The organism is Planobispora rosea (genome assembly GCF_014648175.1).
In the GTDB taxonomy this organism is placed as follows: domain Bacteria; phylum Actinomycetota; class Actinomycetes; order Streptosporangiales; family Streptosporangiaceae; genus Planobispora; species Planobispora rosea.
In genome coordinates, this window is record NZ_BMQP01000002.1 from 248,337 (window position 1) to 262,689 (window position 14,353).

The window sequence follows — 14,353 nt, forward strand, 5'->3', positions numbered from 1 at the left end:
GGCGCGGACACTAACCAGCCGCGCCGACACTTCCGGCCGCCCGGAGGCGCCCCCGCGCGGCGGGGACGCCGGTCTCCGTCAGTCGGTGCCGGACTCCATCGCGGCGTGGTCGAGCAGCTCGTCGTGGACGGGAGCCTCTCCGCGGGAGGCGATCGCCTCGGCGCCGCCCTCGGACATCGCGCCGATCAACCCGGTCGAGGCCGCCTGCTCCGCGCCGACCAGCGTCGCGGGCCGGCTGCCGACCATGCCGAGCCTGGCGTACTGCTCCAGCCTCGCGCGGGAGTCGGCGATGTCGAGGTTGCGCATGGTCAGCTGGCCGATGCGGTCGACCGGTCCGAAGGCGGAGTCCTCGGTCCGTTCCATGGAGAGCTTGTCCGGGTGGTAGCTGAGCGTCGGCCCGGAGGTGTCCAGGACGGAGTAGTCCTCACCGCGCCGCAGCCGCAGGGTCACCTCGCCGGTGATCGCCATCCCGACCCAGCGCTGCAGCGACTCGCGCAGCATCAGCGCCTGCGGGTCCAGCCAGCGGCCCTCGTACAGCAGCCGGCCCAGCTGCCGTCCCTGGTTGTGGTAGACGGCGAGGGTGTCCTCGTTGTGGATCGCGTTGACCAGCCGCTCGTACGCCGCGTGCAGCAGCGCCATGCCCGGCGCCTCGTAGATGCCCCGGCTCTTGGCCTCGATGATCCGGTTCTCGATCTGGTCGGACATGCCCAGGCCGTGCCGGCCGCCGACGGCGTTGGCCTCCAGCACCAGGTCGACGGCGGAGGCGAACTCCTTGCCGTTGATCGTCACCGGCCGCCCCTGCTCGAAGCCGATCGTGACGTCCTCAGGGGCGATCTCAACGGCGGGGTCCCAGAACCGCACGCCCATGATCGGCTCAACGATCTCGATGCCCGTGTCGAGGTGTTCGAGCCGCTTGGCCTCGTGGGTCGCGCCCCAGATGTTCGCGTCGGTGGAGTAGGCCTTCTCCGTGCTGTCTCGGTAGGGCAGGTCACGGGCGAGCAGCCACTCCGACATCTCCTTGCGTCCGCCGAGTTCGCTGACGAAGTCGGCGTCCAGCCACGGCTTGTAGATCCGCAGGGAGGGGTTGGCGAGCAGGCCGTACCGGTAGAACCGCTCGATGTCGTTGCCCTTGAAGGTCGAGCCGTCCCCCCAGATCTGCACGTCGTCCTCGAGCATCGCGCGCACCAGCAGGGTGCCCGTGACGGCCCGTCCGAGCGGGGTGGTGTTGAAGTAGGCGCGGCCGCCGGACCGGATGTGGAACGCCCCGCAGGCCAGGGCCGCCAGTCCTTCCTCGACGAGGGCCGCCCGGCAGTCGACCAGCCGCGCGACCTCCGCGCCGTACGTCGTGGCGCGTCCGGGCACCGAGGCGATGTCGGGCTCGTCGTACTGGCCGATGTCGGCGGTGTAGGTGCATGGCACTGCACCCTTCTCGCGCATCCACGCGACCGCTACCGAGGTGTCGAGGCCGCCGGAGAAGGCGATTCCGACACGTTCACCGACAGGCAGGGAGGTGAGCACTTTAGACACGGGTAGAAGTATATGCACACCAACGCATGAACATGCAACGCGGGTCTGGTGCCGGCCCGTGATGTTCACCGATCATGTGACCATGACGGAGAAGTCGACACCTGAACGCCTGTCCTGGGCGGTGGAGACACTGGAGCTCACGCCGTCCGACCGGGTCCTGGAGATCGGATGCGGACGCGGCGTCGCGGCCGCGCTCGTCCTCGGCCGCCTTGAGGGAGGGTCCCTCACCGCCATCGACCGTTCGGGCACGGCCGTCGAGGCGGCCAGGCTGCGCAACGGCGAGCACGTGACGGCGGGCAGGGCGCGCTTCCTGGTGGCGGCGCTGGAGGACGCCGGGTTCGCCGACGCCTCCTTCGACAAGATCTTCTCGGTCAACGTCAACCTGTTCTGGACGCGCTCCCCCGCGCGGGAACTGGCCGCCCTGCGCCGCTGGCTCGCTCCCGGCGGGAGCCTCCACCTGTGCTGGGAGCCGCCCGGACCGGGGCGGGCGAGAGAGATCGCCGCCAAGGTGGCGCCGGTCCTGGAGGAGCACGGCTTCGAGACCGCCGTCCTGAACGGCCGGACCTCCACCGCGACCGACCTGGTGTGCGTCGTGGGCAGGCCCCGTACCGGAACCGCCTGACCGTCCCGGGTGCCGGCGTCACCCGCCTCGGGATCTCAGCTCCGTCCGCGAATGACGCCGTCCATCCCCGCCCGGGACACCGGTGGGCCCCTACGCCGGCGCCGGACCGCCGTCCGGCTCGCCGGTACCTGGGCCGGCAGTCCCCGGCACCTGGCCCAGTTCGCTTCCGCCGGTGACCGGGCTGGTACTCGGGCCGGCGCCCGGTTCGCTTTCACCGGTGACCGCATCCGGCTCCCTGACCGGTTCGCTGAGCTGTTCGCGCAAGTAGTTCCAGAGCACGGCGACGAGCGCGGCTGCCGGCACCGCGAGCAGGCTGCCGATGATGCCCGCCAGGCTGCCGCCGAGCGCGACCGCGAGCAGCACCACCGCCGCGTGCAGTCCCAGCCCTCGGCTCTGCACCATGGGCTGGAAGACATTCCCTTCGAGCTGCTGCACCACGATGATGAGGGCCAGCACGATGAGCGCGTCGGTCAGGCCGTTGGACACCAGGGCGATGAGCACGGCCACGAAGCCGGCGAAAAGGGCGCCGACGATCGGCACGAACGCCGACACGAACGTCAGGACGGCCAGCGGAAGCACCAGGGGTACACCGACGATCCACAGGCCCAGCCCGATCAGGACGGCGTCCAGCAGGCCGACGAAGGCCTGGGAGCGGACGAACGCCCCCAGGGTGTCCCAGCCGCGCGTGGCGACGGCCGGGACGTCGGTCGCGAGGCGGCCGGGCAGCTGACGGGTCAGCCAGGGCAGGAAGCGAGGGCCGTCCTTCAGGAAGAAGAACATCAGGAAGAGGGCCAGCACCGTGGTGATGAGGCCGTTGACCACCGTGCCCACGCCGGTGAGCGTGGCGGTGACGATGCCGCCGACGCTGCCCTGAATGCGGGCGACCGCCGTGTCGAGCGCCCGGGTGATCTCGTCGTCGCCGATGTTCAGCGGCGGACCGGCTGCCCATTCCCGTATCTGCTGGATGCCGTTGACCACGCCGGTGGTGAGTTCGCCGGACTGGGACGCGACCGGCACGGCGATCAGCACGATGATGCCCGCCGCCAGCACGAGGAACAGCACGGTCACAACCGACGCGGCCAGGGCCGGGCGCCATCCGTGCCGGCGCAGGAAGCGCGCGGGCGGCCAGGTCAGCGTGGTCAGCAGCAGAGCGACGATCACCGGCCACACGATCGGCCACATCCGTCCCAGCAACCACAGAGCCGCCGCGGTCATCAGCAGCACCAGGAGCAACTCCAGGGAGATGCGGGCCGAGACGCGCAGTGCGGCTCGGGTCTTCGCGGAGTTCAGGGTGGTGGGCATGAGATCACTTTAGGGTGCCCGGTGAGCGGAATCACTCACACCGGTGGGCCGGCGGAGCCGGAGCCGCCCGGCTGGCGGGTCAGAGAACGCCCCACCGCGCGCCGACGCCGGCTCCGGCCCGCACCGCCGACGGCACACCCGCCGGATCGTCGACGGTGTAGGCGTAGTAGGTACGCGGCTCGACGACCGTGCCCGCCGTCTCCGGAGTGCCCGAGTTCACGTAGATGTTGTTGCGTTGCACGGCCCGGCCCGGACCGCTGTCAGCGTAACCGCTGGCAGAGAAGAGCGGGTGGGGGACGTCCTGGAAGTAGTTGCCCTCCACCAGCACCCCGGCGTTCTCCGTCGAGGCCACGCCGTACAGCTCGTTGCCCAGGAAGTAGTTGTTGAAGACGTGGACCGGCTCACCGAAGCGGACACGGGGGTGGCGCTGGCGGCTGTTGTCGAAGAAGTTGTGGTGGATGGTCACCTTGAGCCGGCCGACGTCGGTACCCGCGGCGCCGTCGGAGTGGCTGATCAGCATGCTCTTGTCGGAGCGGTCGAAGTGGTTCCACGACACGGTGACGTAGTCGGCGCCGCGCACCACGTCGATGGAGCCGTCGACCGCGCCGGAGAAGGTGTTGTGGTCGATCCAGATGTGGTGCGACTCACGGCCGACGTTGACGGCGTCGTCCTCGGCGCGGGTGAAGCGGAGGTTGCGCACGATCACGTTGTAGGACCGGTAGAAGTCCAGGCCGCCGCCGGTGATGTGGCCGGAGGTGCCGACGCCGATGATGGTCTTGTTGGGCCGTACGCCCTGCTTGCTGGTGATGGCGATGGTGCCCGCCACCCGGATGACGAGGGTCTCCTTGCTGTCGATGTACTCCAGGAACTCCTCGGCGGTGGTGGCGGTGACCGTGCGCCCGCCGGCGCCTCCGGTGGTGCCGTTCTGGCCGAGGGCGTTGACGGAGGCGAAACCGACGGGCCCGTCGGCCAGAGCCGTCCCGGCCGCCGGGGAGGCCGGGGATGATGCGCCGGCGAGCGCGGGAGCCGGGACGCCGCCTTGGGTGAGCAGCACGGCGAGGACGGCCGCGCCGAGCGCCGTACGGCGCCGGGTCGTTCGGAGGATGAGGGTCCGGAGCATGAGCCTGCCTTTCGGATGAGGGATGCGCCCCGCCCGGCGGGAGGCGTCCTCGCCGGGCGGGGGTGTCACGATGATGGCCGGGGCGGTGGGTCACGATCGGTGGGTCACGGCCGGTGGGGCCGGCGGTAGGGGTGCCGGAGGCTGTGGGATCACGGCCGGTGAGGCCGGAGGCGGCGGAATCAGAGACCGATCTTGCCGACGCCCGCTCCGGCGGTGACGATCGCCGGGACGCTGCCGGGGTCGTCGACGGTGTAGGCGTAGTAGGTGCGCGGCTCGACGACCGTGCCGGCCGTCTGCGGCGTGCCGGAGTTCACGTAGCGGTTGTTCCGCTCGACGACCCGGCCGGGGCCGCTCTTGTCGTAACCGACGTGGACGGGGTGGGCGACGTTCTCGAAGTAGTTGCCCTCCACCAGCACGCCCGCGTTCTCCGTCGAGGCCACGCCGTACAGGGCGTTGTTCCGGTAGTAGTTGTTGAGGACGTGCACCGGCTCGGCGAAGCGCACGCGGGGATGGCGCTGGTCGGTGCCGTCGAAGAAGTTGTGGTGGTAGGTCACCCGGAGCTTGCCGATGTCGGCGGTGTGGTTGTCGGAGTGGCCGAGCAGCAGCGTCTTGCTGTGGTGGTGGAAGCGGTTCCACGAGACCGTGACGAAGTCCGACTCCCGCTTGATGTCGAGCAGGCCGTCATAGCCGCCGGAGAAGTCGTTGTGGTCGATCCAGACGTGGTGCGCCTTGTTGGTGACACTGACGGAGTCGTCCGACGCGCCGGTGAACCGGATGTTCCGGATGATCACATTGTTGCCCGGGCGGGTCGTCGAACCGAGCTGGAGGCCGCCGCCGGTGATCTCCGCGGTCGTGCCCACGCCGAGGATGCTCTTGTCGGCGACCACGGTGATCATGTCGTCGATCGCGATCCGGCCGGCGACCCGGATGACGTAGGGGCCGCGCCGCCCCGCGTAGTCCTCCAGCTCGGCCGCCGTGGTCACGGTCACCGTGGGGCCGCCGGCGCCGCCCGTGGTCCCGTTGCGGCCGAGGGCGTTGACCGAGGCGAAGCCCGTCGGCGTGTCGGCGGCGGACAGGGTCGTGCCCGCGCCGGTCCGACCGGGATGCGCGCCGGCCTGGACGGCGGTGCCCGCGCCGGTGAGCGCGGCGACGAGGAGGGCGGTCGCGGACAGGGCGGTGGTCAGGCGCCGCAGGCCCGGGCCGCGGCGGGTGCTGGTGCTCATCTGCCTCAGATCTTTCCGACCCCGGCGCCGGCGGCCACGATGGCCGGCACATCGGCGGCGGGGTCCGCGGTGTACGGGTAGTAGGTGCGCGGCTCGGTCACGACGCCGCGGGTCTCGATGGGGTGGTTGCAGGCGACGAGGATGTTGCCGCGCTCGACCAGCCGGCCGAGATCGCCGCTGAAGTCCACCCGGCCGGGGTTGTTGACGCTGTAGAAGTAGTTGTTCTCCACCAGGACTCCGGCGTCGTAGGTGGAGGCGACGCCGTAGCTGTTGTCCCGGTAGTAGTTGTTGTAGACGTGCACCACGGCGGCGAAGCGCACCCGGGGATGGCGCTGGTCGGAGGCGTCGAAGTAGTTGTGGTGGTAGGTCACGCGCAGCCGGCCGATGTCCTGCGGCCCGGCGTCCTCGTCGTGGGAGAGCAGCAGTGTCTTGTCGTGGTCGTGGAAGCGGTTCCACGAGACGGTCACGAAGTCGGAGCCGCGCTTGATGTCGACCGCCCCGTCGTCCCCGTTGGAGAAGTCGTTGTGGTCGATCCAGATGTGATGGCTGAACATCTGCACGTTGATCATGTCGTCGGTGGCGCCGGAGAACGCGATGTTCCGGATGATGACGTTGTGCACGGCCCCGGCGGGCGGTGAGGTGACGTCGTCGTCGACGGGCAGGCCGATGTTGAGCCCGCCGCCGGTCAGGGCGGCGCCGGAGCCCAGGCCGACGATGGTCTTGTCCGAGGTGACGTCGTGCATGCCGTCGGTTCTGCCGGTGGGCAGGGTGATCCTGCCGGAGACCTGGATGACGTACGGCCCCGGCCGGGCGATGTAGTCGAGGAACTGCGCGGTGGTGGTCACCGTGACGACGGGCCCGCCGGCGCCCCCGGTGGTGCCGTTCTGGCCGAGGGCGTTGACGGTGGCGAAACCGACGGGCCCGTCGGCCGGGGCGGCGGCCGGGACGACGGGAGGCTCCCCGTGCGCGGCGGCGCGGGCGGCGGGGACCGCGGAGCCGGCCAGGAGCGCGATCAGGACGGCTGCGCCGGCGGCGAGCGCCGTCAGCCGTTCGCGGTACGGGATGCGGGATGCCGCGCAACCGGATGGGGCCACCGGCGCGGGAACGGATGATTCGAATGTCATTTATCGCCTGCTTTCTGGGCGTTCTCCGCACATGCCGCGGCCATTCCATGGCTGTTCGGCCGCGGTCACCGTACGGAGCGACGGCGACGGCGACGGCGTCGCGAGCACCTGTCGCAGGCACGCCGTGGAGCCGGTCGGGTACGGGACACGGCGGAGCGCACCCCGGAGGCGGACACCCTCAGCCGGACAGGGGCGAGGGGATCGGGCACCGTCCCTTCCCATCGGAGATGATGGAAAGCGCTTTCCTTGACTAGGGGGAACGTACTTTAACAACTCAGCTCAGTCAATGGTGAAGCGGCCGGAAATCCCGCCATCCCCCCGGCAGGAGCGGCGCCCGCACTTCCAGCCGGCACTCCCCGCATCTCTTCCGACGGCTTCCACCTGGGAGAACGTCCGCCCCTTCAGAGCAGACCGCCGCATGGGCACGAATGGGCACTTGACCCCTCCCGCCGGGAGGCGTACAAGTGCGGAAGACCTGGACAGCGCTTTCCCTGACTTCGTACCAGAGCGTCCGGCCGGGTCCGCACGGCCGTGCGCACCGGCGGAACGGGAGGTTCCACAGTGCGAAGAAGGAAAGGGCGCAGGGCTGTCTCGCTGCTCGCCGCGTTCACGACGGCCGTCGCGGCCACGCTGCTCGGAGTGCTGACCCTGGCCGCGGTGCCCAGCGCGTCCGCCGCCACACTGTTCGGCGACGACTTCGAGGACGGCGACGCCAACGGCTGGTCCCGGTCCGGCGGCAGCTGGTCCGTGGTCACCGACGGCTCCCGGGCGTACCGGCAGACCGGCACCAGCGCGGACGCCCGGGCCACCGCAGGTGCCGGCTGGGCGAACCAGGCGGTGCAGGCACGGGTGAAGCCGATCGCGTTCAACGGCACCGGCCGGCACGTCGCGGTGCTGGCCAGGGCGCAGAGCACCAGCAGTTACTACTTCCTCGGCCTGAGCAACGCGGGCTCGGTCGTCCTGGGCAAGCGGACCGGCGGCGGCCCCGTGACCCTCGACTCGGCACCGGCGACGGTGACCGCGGGTACGTGGTACACCCTGCGGCTGGAGGCGTTCGGCACGACGCTGCGCGGTTTCGTCGGCGGCGTCGAAGTCGTCTCGGCGACGGACGCGTCCATCGCCTCCGGCAGGGCGGGCCTCGCCGGCCACTACGCGAGCGCCTCGTTCGACGACGTGCTGGTGACCGACGTCGCGGGACCGACCGGGCCACCGCCCTCCCCCACGGTCACCCCCACGGTCACCCCCACGGTCACCCCCACGGTCACGGTGCCCCCGGGCTCCTGCCCCACCTCCGGGTCACCCGTCGGCTTCGCCTCGGTGAACGCCTGGGGCCAGAACGGCACCACGGGAGGCGCGGGCGGGCCGACCGTCGAGGTCGACACGGCCGCCGAGCTGATCTCGGCGATCGGCCGGAGCGGCCCCCTGAACATCTGCGTGCGCGGGATGATCACGGTCCCGGCGGGGATGCACAACGTCGCCTCGGACAAGACGATCGTGGGCATCGGCTCCGACGCCGGAATCAGCGGCGGCGGGCTCAACATCGGCCTGCCCGCCGACAACGCGGTGACCTCGCCGCCCGCCGACGCCGTGCACAACGTCATCATCCGCAACCTGACGTTCCGCGGCGCCGCCGACGACTCGATCAACGTGCAGATGTTCTCCCACCACGTCTGGATCGACCACAACGACCTGTGCTGCGGCTACGACGGGCTGGTCGACATCAAGCGCGGCTCGTCGTACGTCACCGTGTCGTGGAACCACACCCACCGGCACACCAAGAACATGCTGCTCGGCCACGACGACGGCAACGCCGCGCAGGACACCGGCCGGCTGAAGGTGACCTACCACCACAACTGGTTCGACCGCACGCCGCAGCGCAACCCGCGGGTACGGTTCGGTGAGCCGGTGCACGTGTTCAACAACTACTACCTGTACAACACCGACACCGGGGTGGCCTGCCAGGCCAACGCCGGCTGCCTGGTCGAGGGCAACTACTTCGAGCGGGTCGAGGAGCCGGTGACGAACTCCTACGCCGGACCGGCCGGCCGGTGCGTCGCGCGCAACAACGTGTTCGTCGAGGATTCGGGCGCGCCCGACTGCAGCGGCAGCGTGCAGGAGGCCTCCGCCTACTACGGCTACACCCTCGACGATCCGGCCTCCGTGAAGGCGATCGTCACCGCGGGCGCCGGAGTGGGGAAGATCGGAAGCTGACCTCCCCGCCCCACCGCCGGACCGGCCGGGGCGCCTCCGGTGCACTCCCACCGGGGGCGACCCGGCCGACCGGCGGCCGGGATCCCTCCCGGCTCTCAGAAGGGGACGGGCCGGTAGGCCCGCCTGAGCCTGCGGCTGCCGTGGGCGCTGGCGAACGAGGCGAGCCACGAGGAGGCCGCGTCCGCCCTGCTCCGGTTGGAGATCGCGAACCAGTCCATCTGGACCCGGTCGGGGTTCACGTCGAGCACACCGTAGCCGTGCGAGTCGAGCTCCACCCCGCGCACGTGCCGGTTGGCGGCGCGGACCAGCCCCTCGGCGGTGAGGGAGATCGTGCGCGGCTCGGCGCGCAGGAAGTCGTCGACGTTGTCGCTGGTGACCGAGGGCACGACGAACTCGACCGCGAGCGAGGGCGAGGCGGGGTAGGTCGCCGCGGTCCGCGGGACCTCGTTGGCCCAGCTGGTGTGGATGTCCCCGGTCAGGAAGACCGTGTTGTCCGGCAGGGCGGCGAGCAGGCGCTTGCGTTCGGCGGTGTAGCCGTCCCACTGGTCGCTGTTGAGCGCGTACCCCCCTTCGGGGACGCCGAGCAGCCTGCGCAGCGGGCCGAGGAGGTGGGCGGGCAGGGAGCCGAGCGCGAGCGGGCTGATCATCACGGAGTTGCCGATCAGCCGCCAGCGGGCGCCGCCGCCGGACAGGACGCTCCTGAGCCAGTCCATCTGGGCCTGGCCGGTCATCGTCCGGCCCGGATCGTCCACCTCGATCCCGGAGGTCTGCCGCGAGCGGTAGGAACGCAGGTCGAGCATGGTCAGGTCGGCCAGGGTGCCGAAGCGCAGGGTGCGGTAGATCTCCCCCGCCGGTCCCGTCCGCACCGGCATCCACTCGAAGTACGCCTGCCGGGACGCGGCCAGCCGGGGCGCCCACGGGCCCTCGGTCGCCGGATCGTGGTTCTCCGCCCCGCCGGACCAGGAGTCGTTGGCCACCTCGTGGTCGTCCCAGACGATCATCCAGGGACAGGCGGCGTGCAGGGCCTGCAGGTCGGGATCGGTCTTGTACTGCCCGTGCCGCGTCCGGTAGTCCGCCAGCGAGAGGATCTCGTGCGCGGGCTCGTGCGGGCGCACCACGGTGCCGCGGGCGGCGAACTCCCCCCTGCGGTACTCGTAGATGTAGTCGCCCAGGTGGACGACGCCGAACAGGTCACCGCGGGCCGCCAGGTGACGGTAGGCGGAGAAGTGGCCGGCCTCCCAGTTGGAGCAGGAGACCACGCCGAGGCGCAGCCCGTCGACCTCGGCCTCGGGGCGGGGCGCGGTCCGGGTCAGCCCGGCCGGTGAGGCGACGCCGTCGAACAGGAAACGGTAGTGATAGGTGGTCGCCGCCTCCAGCCCGCGCACGTCGACCTTGACCGTGTGGTCCCGTTCCGGGCCGGTGGTCAGCGTTCCGGAGGCGGCGATCTGCTGGAACCCCGGGTCCGCGGCGACCTGCCAGGTCACCTCGGCCGGGCCTCCCGCTCCGCTGCCGGGGGCGGCCTCCGGGACGGGGGTGACCCGCGTCCAGATGATGACGGCGTCCGGCAGCGGGTCGCCGGAGGCGACGCCGTGCCGGAACGGCGTCGCCTCGGCCGCCGCGGCGATGGCGGTGGCGGTGGCGGGGAGACCGACCGCCGCGATGCCGGTGCCGGCCGCCGCGGCCTTGAGGAAGTCACGTCGGATGATCGCCTTTGTCACGACCGGAAGCTACGTCCGGTCAAGACGACTGACAAGGCCCAAGAATGGACGTTCACCCGCTGTTCCACGGGCGGTCGGACGGCGGCGGCGTGGCCGTCCTGCGCTCCACGAGGGCCGGGCGGCCCCGGTCGGCCACGGCGCGCGATACGTGAGATCAGGCGGCTTTGGTGCCGGTGCGGGGTGGGACGGCGCCCCACTCCTCGGACCGCGTCTCGGCCAGGACGAGATCGACGACGTCGGCCAGGTCGCCGTTGCGGGCGAAGGCCTCCCGCTGGCGGGCCGCGGAGCTCCCCCGCCCCAGCGCCTCACGGACCAGGGTCGTCACCAGCTCCCAGTCACCGGCGGCCTCCAGCTCCGGCCGCAGGCCGTCCACCATCCGCCCGATCACCTCGGCGGCCGGGCGCGGGACGCCCTCGTCCGGATCGACCAGCTCGCCCTCCAGGCCGGACCGGGCCGCCCGCCAGGTCGCGGCGCGCACCGGCTCCGGCCGTACCGAGCGGTCGGGCCCTTTCCGGATCGCCGTCAGCTCGCGGGCCACCAGAGCGCGGAACAGCCCGGCGATCACCAGGATGTCGCTCACGCGCGGACAGGAGTCGCACACCCGCAGCTCGACGGTGGGAACGTGGTCCGAGGGCCGGATGTCGAAGTAGAGCATGCCGGGATCGGTGATCACACCCGACCGCATGAGGTCCTCGACCATCCGGTCGTACTCCGCGGCCGAGGCGAACTTGGCCAGCGGCCCGGCGGTGGGCCAGCGCTGCCAGACGAGCGGACGGTAGCTGGCGTATCCGGTGTCCTCTCCCAGCCAGTAGGGCGAACTCGAGCTCAGCGCGAGCAGCGGGGGGACCCAGGGGGCCAGCCGGTGGGCGACGGCGACCGCCAGGTCCCGGTCCTCGATCTGGGCGTGCACCTGGGTTCCGCAGATGAGCTGCTCGCGGGTGAGGAGCTGGTAGTCGGCGAGCATCTGCTCGTAGCGGGGGTCCGGGGAGATCTTCAGCGCGTCCTGGTCCACCAGCGGCATGCTTCCGGCCGCCGCGATCCCCAGGCCCAGCCCCTCCGCCACTCCGGTCACCTCGCGGCGCAGCCCGGTCAGCTCGCGCCCGAGGTCCTCCAGGCGTTCGAGCGGCCTGCTGTTGGCCTCCACCACCGAACGCTGCAGCTCGGGGGTGAACTGGTCGGACGGCAACCGCCTCAGCAGCAGACCGGCCCGTGACACGAGGTACCGGGTCTCCACGTCGACGACGTGGAACTCCTCCTCGACCCCGATCATGATCGACCCAGCGGGATCCGCCATCTCGAACCACCCCATCAGAGCACACCGGTCATCGGATGTCCGGCCGCCCACTTCCCGGGAAACGGCCCTTTGCACTTCACGGGTCCCGGAGATCCCCATGCGCTTCGCGGGCGATCCCGAGGACCGTGCGGGCTTCGCGAGCCGTCCCGGAGACCGTGCGCGCCTCGCGAGCCGTCCCGGAGACCGTGCGCGCCTCGCGGAGCCCGCACGGAACTCAGAGCAGTTCGGCCAGGACCTCGTCGACCGGCGTGGCGGTGACGCCGAGGAGCTTCTCGGTCTCGGTGAAGTCCGAGACGTACGGCAGGCCGGGAGCCTCCAGCACCTCGGTGAGCTCCGCCCAGAACGGGTCGGTGAGCGTCAGCAACGCCAGCTCCCGCTCGGTCAGCTCCTCCAGCCGGGGTACGGGCGCCCCGGCCAGCTCGGCCAGCCGCGCCGCCAGCTCGCGCACCGACGGCGTGACGACCGGTACGTGCCAGGCCCGTCCCCAGGAGCGCTCGTCGCGGCCCGCGGCGACGAGCGTGCGGGCCGTGTCGCCGACGGAGGAGTAGCTGTGCGGCAGGTCGAGCTCCTGCGGCACCAGGGCGAACGCGCCCGCCAGGACCCGGGGCTGGACCATGAGGCTGAAGACCGAGAGCGCGCCGGCGCCGTAGAACTGACCGGCCCGCACCTCGGTGACCCGTGCGCCCGAGGCGGCGGCCTCCTCCCACAGGCGGGCCCGCAGGCGGCCCTTCGGGCCGGTGGCCCGCAGCGGCAGTCCCGGATGGATCGGCCCCTCGACGAGGCCGTAGCCGTACAGGTTGCCCAGCATGACGTAGCGCACGCCGGTGCGCGCCGCGGCGGTCAGCAGGCTCGCCGCCAGCGCCGGGAACTCCTGCGGCCAGCGGTGGTACGGCGGCGCGGCGCAGCCGAACAGCGTGGCGGCGCCCTCCAGCAGTCCGGTGAGCCGGTCGGCGTCGGCGGCGTCCGCGGCCACCTTCTCGACCAGGGGGTGGTCGGGTCCGCCGCCGCCACGGCTGACGATCTTGACGCGCTCGCCGTCGGCGGCGAGCAGCAGGGCGGTGCGGGAGGCGGCGGCACCGGCGCCGGTGATCACGTGGAAGGTCATGGACCCACCGTCCACGACACCCCTAGGCTGGCGGCAGTGGCCAGAATGCCAGCTATCCGGAGGATCCGGCCAGTGCATCGCATCGTGCTCGTCGTCGTGACGCCCGTCATGAGCTTCGACGTGTCCATCCCGTACATGGTCTTCGGCGGCGTCGAGGTCGACGGCGCCCCGGGCTACACCGTCCTGTCGTGCACGGCCGAGCCGGGCGTCGTTCCCACGGCCGGCGGCCCCGATCTGTTCATCCCGCACGGTCTGGAGGCGGTACGGGGGGCCGGCACCGTGATCGCGGTCGGCAGCGGCGGCGAGCCCGCCCATCCCGAGGCGTTGCGGGCGCTGCGGGAGGCGGCGGACGCCGGGGCGCGCATCGCCTCCCTGTGCACCGGCGCCTTCGCGCTGGCGCAGGCGGGGTTGCTGGACGGCCGGCCGGCGACCACCCACTGGGCCCTGGCCGACGCGCTGGCCGCCCGTCATCCCGCCGTCGAGGTCCGCCCCGACGTGCTCTACGTCGACGACGGCCAGGTGCTGACCTCGGCGGGCGCGGCCGCCGCCATCGATCTGTGCCTGCACCTGGTACGGCTCGACCACGGGGCGGCCGCCGCCAACGCGGTGGCCCGGGCCGCGGTCGTCTCCCCCCTGCGCCCCGGCGGCCAGGCCCAGTTCATCACCACGCCGCTGCCGCCCGAGCGCGGCACCTGGCTGGCCGCGACCCGGGCGTGGACACTGGCTCACCTGGACCGCCCGCTGACCCTCAAGGACCTGGCCGGCCACGCCGGCACCAGCGTGCGCACCCTGACCCGCCGCTTCCACGCCGAGACCGGGCTCAGCCCGCTGCAGTGGCTGCTGCACCGGCGCATCGACCGGGCACGGGAGTTGCTGGAGACCACCGATCTGCCGATGAACGAGATCGCCTGGAAGAGCGGGCTGGGCAGCGCGGACTCCCTGCGCAAGCACCTGGTCGGCCGGGTGGGGCTCACCCCCAGCGCCTACCGCGCCGGCTTCCGCCGTACGGACGGCTGACCCCCGACCGGCCCGGCCACCGGGCCGGCGGGCGCGGCTCGCGCTGGCAGCGTGGCCCCGGTCGGAGAGAGGATGGGCGTGGGCCGCGGC

At 71.9% G+C, this 14,353-nt stretch carries 11 protein-coding genes; 3 read left to right on the forward strand and 8 right to left on the reverse strand.

The window, feature by feature from the left end; all coding sequences use genetic code 11:
* Window positions 1-78: 78 nt before the first annotated feature.
* The gene (argG, locus tag IEZ08_RS02915) at window positions 79-1,527 is read right to left on the reverse strand and encodes an argininosuccinate synthase (RefSeq protein ID WP_068922860.1); all 1,449 of its coding nucleotides are present in this window, start codon (window positions 1,525-1,527) and stop codon (window positions 79-81) included.
* An 82-nt stretch (window positions 1,528-1,609) separates the two neighbouring features.
* Between argG and IEZ08_RS02920 the strand changes: the two genes are divergently transcribed.
* Window positions 1,610-2,149, forward strand: coding sequence for a class I SAM-dependent methyltransferase (locus IEZ08_RS02920; protein ID WP_189241599.1), 540 nt, complete (start codon window positions 1,610-1,612; stop codon window positions 2,147-2,149).
* 90 nt (window positions 2,150-2,239) lie between these two features.
* Here IEZ08_RS02920 and IEZ08_RS02925 read toward each other — a convergent pair whose 3' ends face one another.
* From IEZ08_RS02925 to IEZ08_RS02940, 4 genes are all read right to left on the reverse strand, one after another.
* Complete coding sequence (locus IEZ08_RS02925) at window positions 2,240-3,451, reverse strand: AI-2E family transporter (protein ID WP_189241600.1); 1,212 nt, start codon at window positions 3,449-3,451, stop codon at window positions 2,240-2,242.
* 79 nt (window positions 3,452-3,530) lie between these two features.
* Window positions 3,531-4,571, reverse strand: a complete 1,041-nt coding sequence (locus IEZ08_RS02930) for a pectate lyase family protein (RefSeq protein ID WP_189241601.1) — start codon at window positions 4,569-4,571, stop codon at window positions 3,531-3,533.
* 179 nt (window positions 4,572-4,750) lie between these two features.
* Window positions 4,751-5,794 (reverse strand): pectate lyase family protein, encoded by a 1,044-nt coding sequence (locus tag IEZ08_RS02935; protein WP_189241602.1) that lies wholly within the window; start codon window positions 5,792-5,794, stop codon window positions 4,751-4,753.
* Window positions 5,795-5,799: 5 nt separating this feature from the next.
* Window positions 5,800-6,918: a pectate lyase family protein gene (locus IEZ08_RS02940; RefSeq protein WP_189241603.1), complete on the reverse strand. Its 1,119-nt coding sequence runs from the start codon at window positions 6,916-6,918 to the stop codon at window positions 5,800-5,802.
* 561 nt (window positions 6,919-7,479) lie between these two features.
* Here IEZ08_RS02940 and IEZ08_RS02945 point away from each other — a divergent pair.
* Window positions 7,480-9,129, forward strand: coding sequence for a pectate lyase family protein (locus IEZ08_RS02945; RefSeq protein ID WP_203863289.1), 1,650 nt, complete (start codon window positions 7,480-7,482; stop codon window positions 9,127-9,129).
* A gap of 95 nt (window positions 9,130-9,224) precedes the next feature.
* Here the strand turns inward: IEZ08_RS02945 and IEZ08_RS02950 are convergent, their stop codons facing one another.
* The 3 genes from IEZ08_RS02950 to IEZ08_RS02960 form a co-directional block, all read right to left on the reverse strand.
* On the reverse strand, window positions 9,225-10,847 hold the full coding sequence (locus IEZ08_RS02950; RefSeq protein WP_189241604.1) for an alkaline phosphatase D family protein: 1,623 nt from the start codon (window positions 10,845-10,847) through the stop codon (window positions 9,225-9,227).
* Window positions 10,848-11,001: 154 nt separating this feature from the next.
* Window positions 11,002-12,141 (reverse strand): carboxylate-amine ligase, encoded by a 1,140-nt coding sequence (locus tag IEZ08_RS02955; protein ID WP_068928663.1) that lies wholly within the window; start codon window positions 12,139-12,141, stop codon window positions 11,002-11,004.
* A 214-nt stretch (window positions 12,142-12,355) separates the two neighbouring features.
* Window positions 12,356-13,246: a Rossmann-fold NAD(P)-binding domain-containing protein gene (locus IEZ08_RS02960; protein WP_068922854.1), complete on the reverse strand. Its 891-nt coding sequence runs from the start codon at window positions 13,244-13,246 to the stop codon at window positions 12,356-12,358.
* A 72-nt stretch (window positions 13,247-13,318) separates the two neighbouring features.
* Here IEZ08_RS02960 and IEZ08_RS02965 point away from each other — a divergent pair, with 72 nt between their 5' ends.
* A complete protein-coding gene (locus tag IEZ08_RS02965; protein ID WP_068922853.1) occupies window positions 13,319-14,263 on the forward strand; it encodes a GlxA family transcriptional regulator in 945 nt (314 codons plus the stop codon).
* Window positions 14,264-14,353: the final 90 nt, after the last annotated feature.

Bases quoted from the DNA above. Each gene is read 5' to 3' on its own strand.
- IEZ08_RS02920 (WP_189241599.1), top strand. From the start codon at position 1,610: ATGACGGAGAAGTCGACACCTGAACGCCTGTCCTGGGCGGTGGAGACA.
- IEZ08_RS02925 (WP_189241600.1), bottom strand. From the start codon at position 3,451: ATGCCCACCACCCTGAACTCCGCGAAGACCCGAGCCGCACTGCGCGTC.
- IEZ08_RS02930 (WP_189241601.1), bottom strand. From the start codon at position 4,571: ATGCTCCGGACCCTCATCCTCCGAACGACCCGGCGCCGTACGGCGCTC.
- IEZ08_RS02935 (WP_189241602.1), bottom strand. From the start codon at position 5,794: ATGAGCACCAGCACCCGCCGCGGCCCGGGCCTGCGGCGCCTGACCACC.
- IEZ08_RS02940 (WP_189241603.1), bottom strand. From the start codon at position 6,918: ATGACATTCGAATCATCCGTTCCCGCGCCGGTGGCCCCATCCGGTTGC.
- IEZ08_RS02955 (WP_068928663.1), bottom strand. From the start codon at position 12,141: ATGGCGGATCCCGCTGGGTCGATCATGATCGGGGTCGAGGAGGAGTTC.
- IEZ08_RS02960 (WP_068922854.1), bottom strand. From the start codon at position 13,246: ATGACCTTCCACGTGATCACCGGCGCCGGTGCCGCCGCCTCCCGCACC.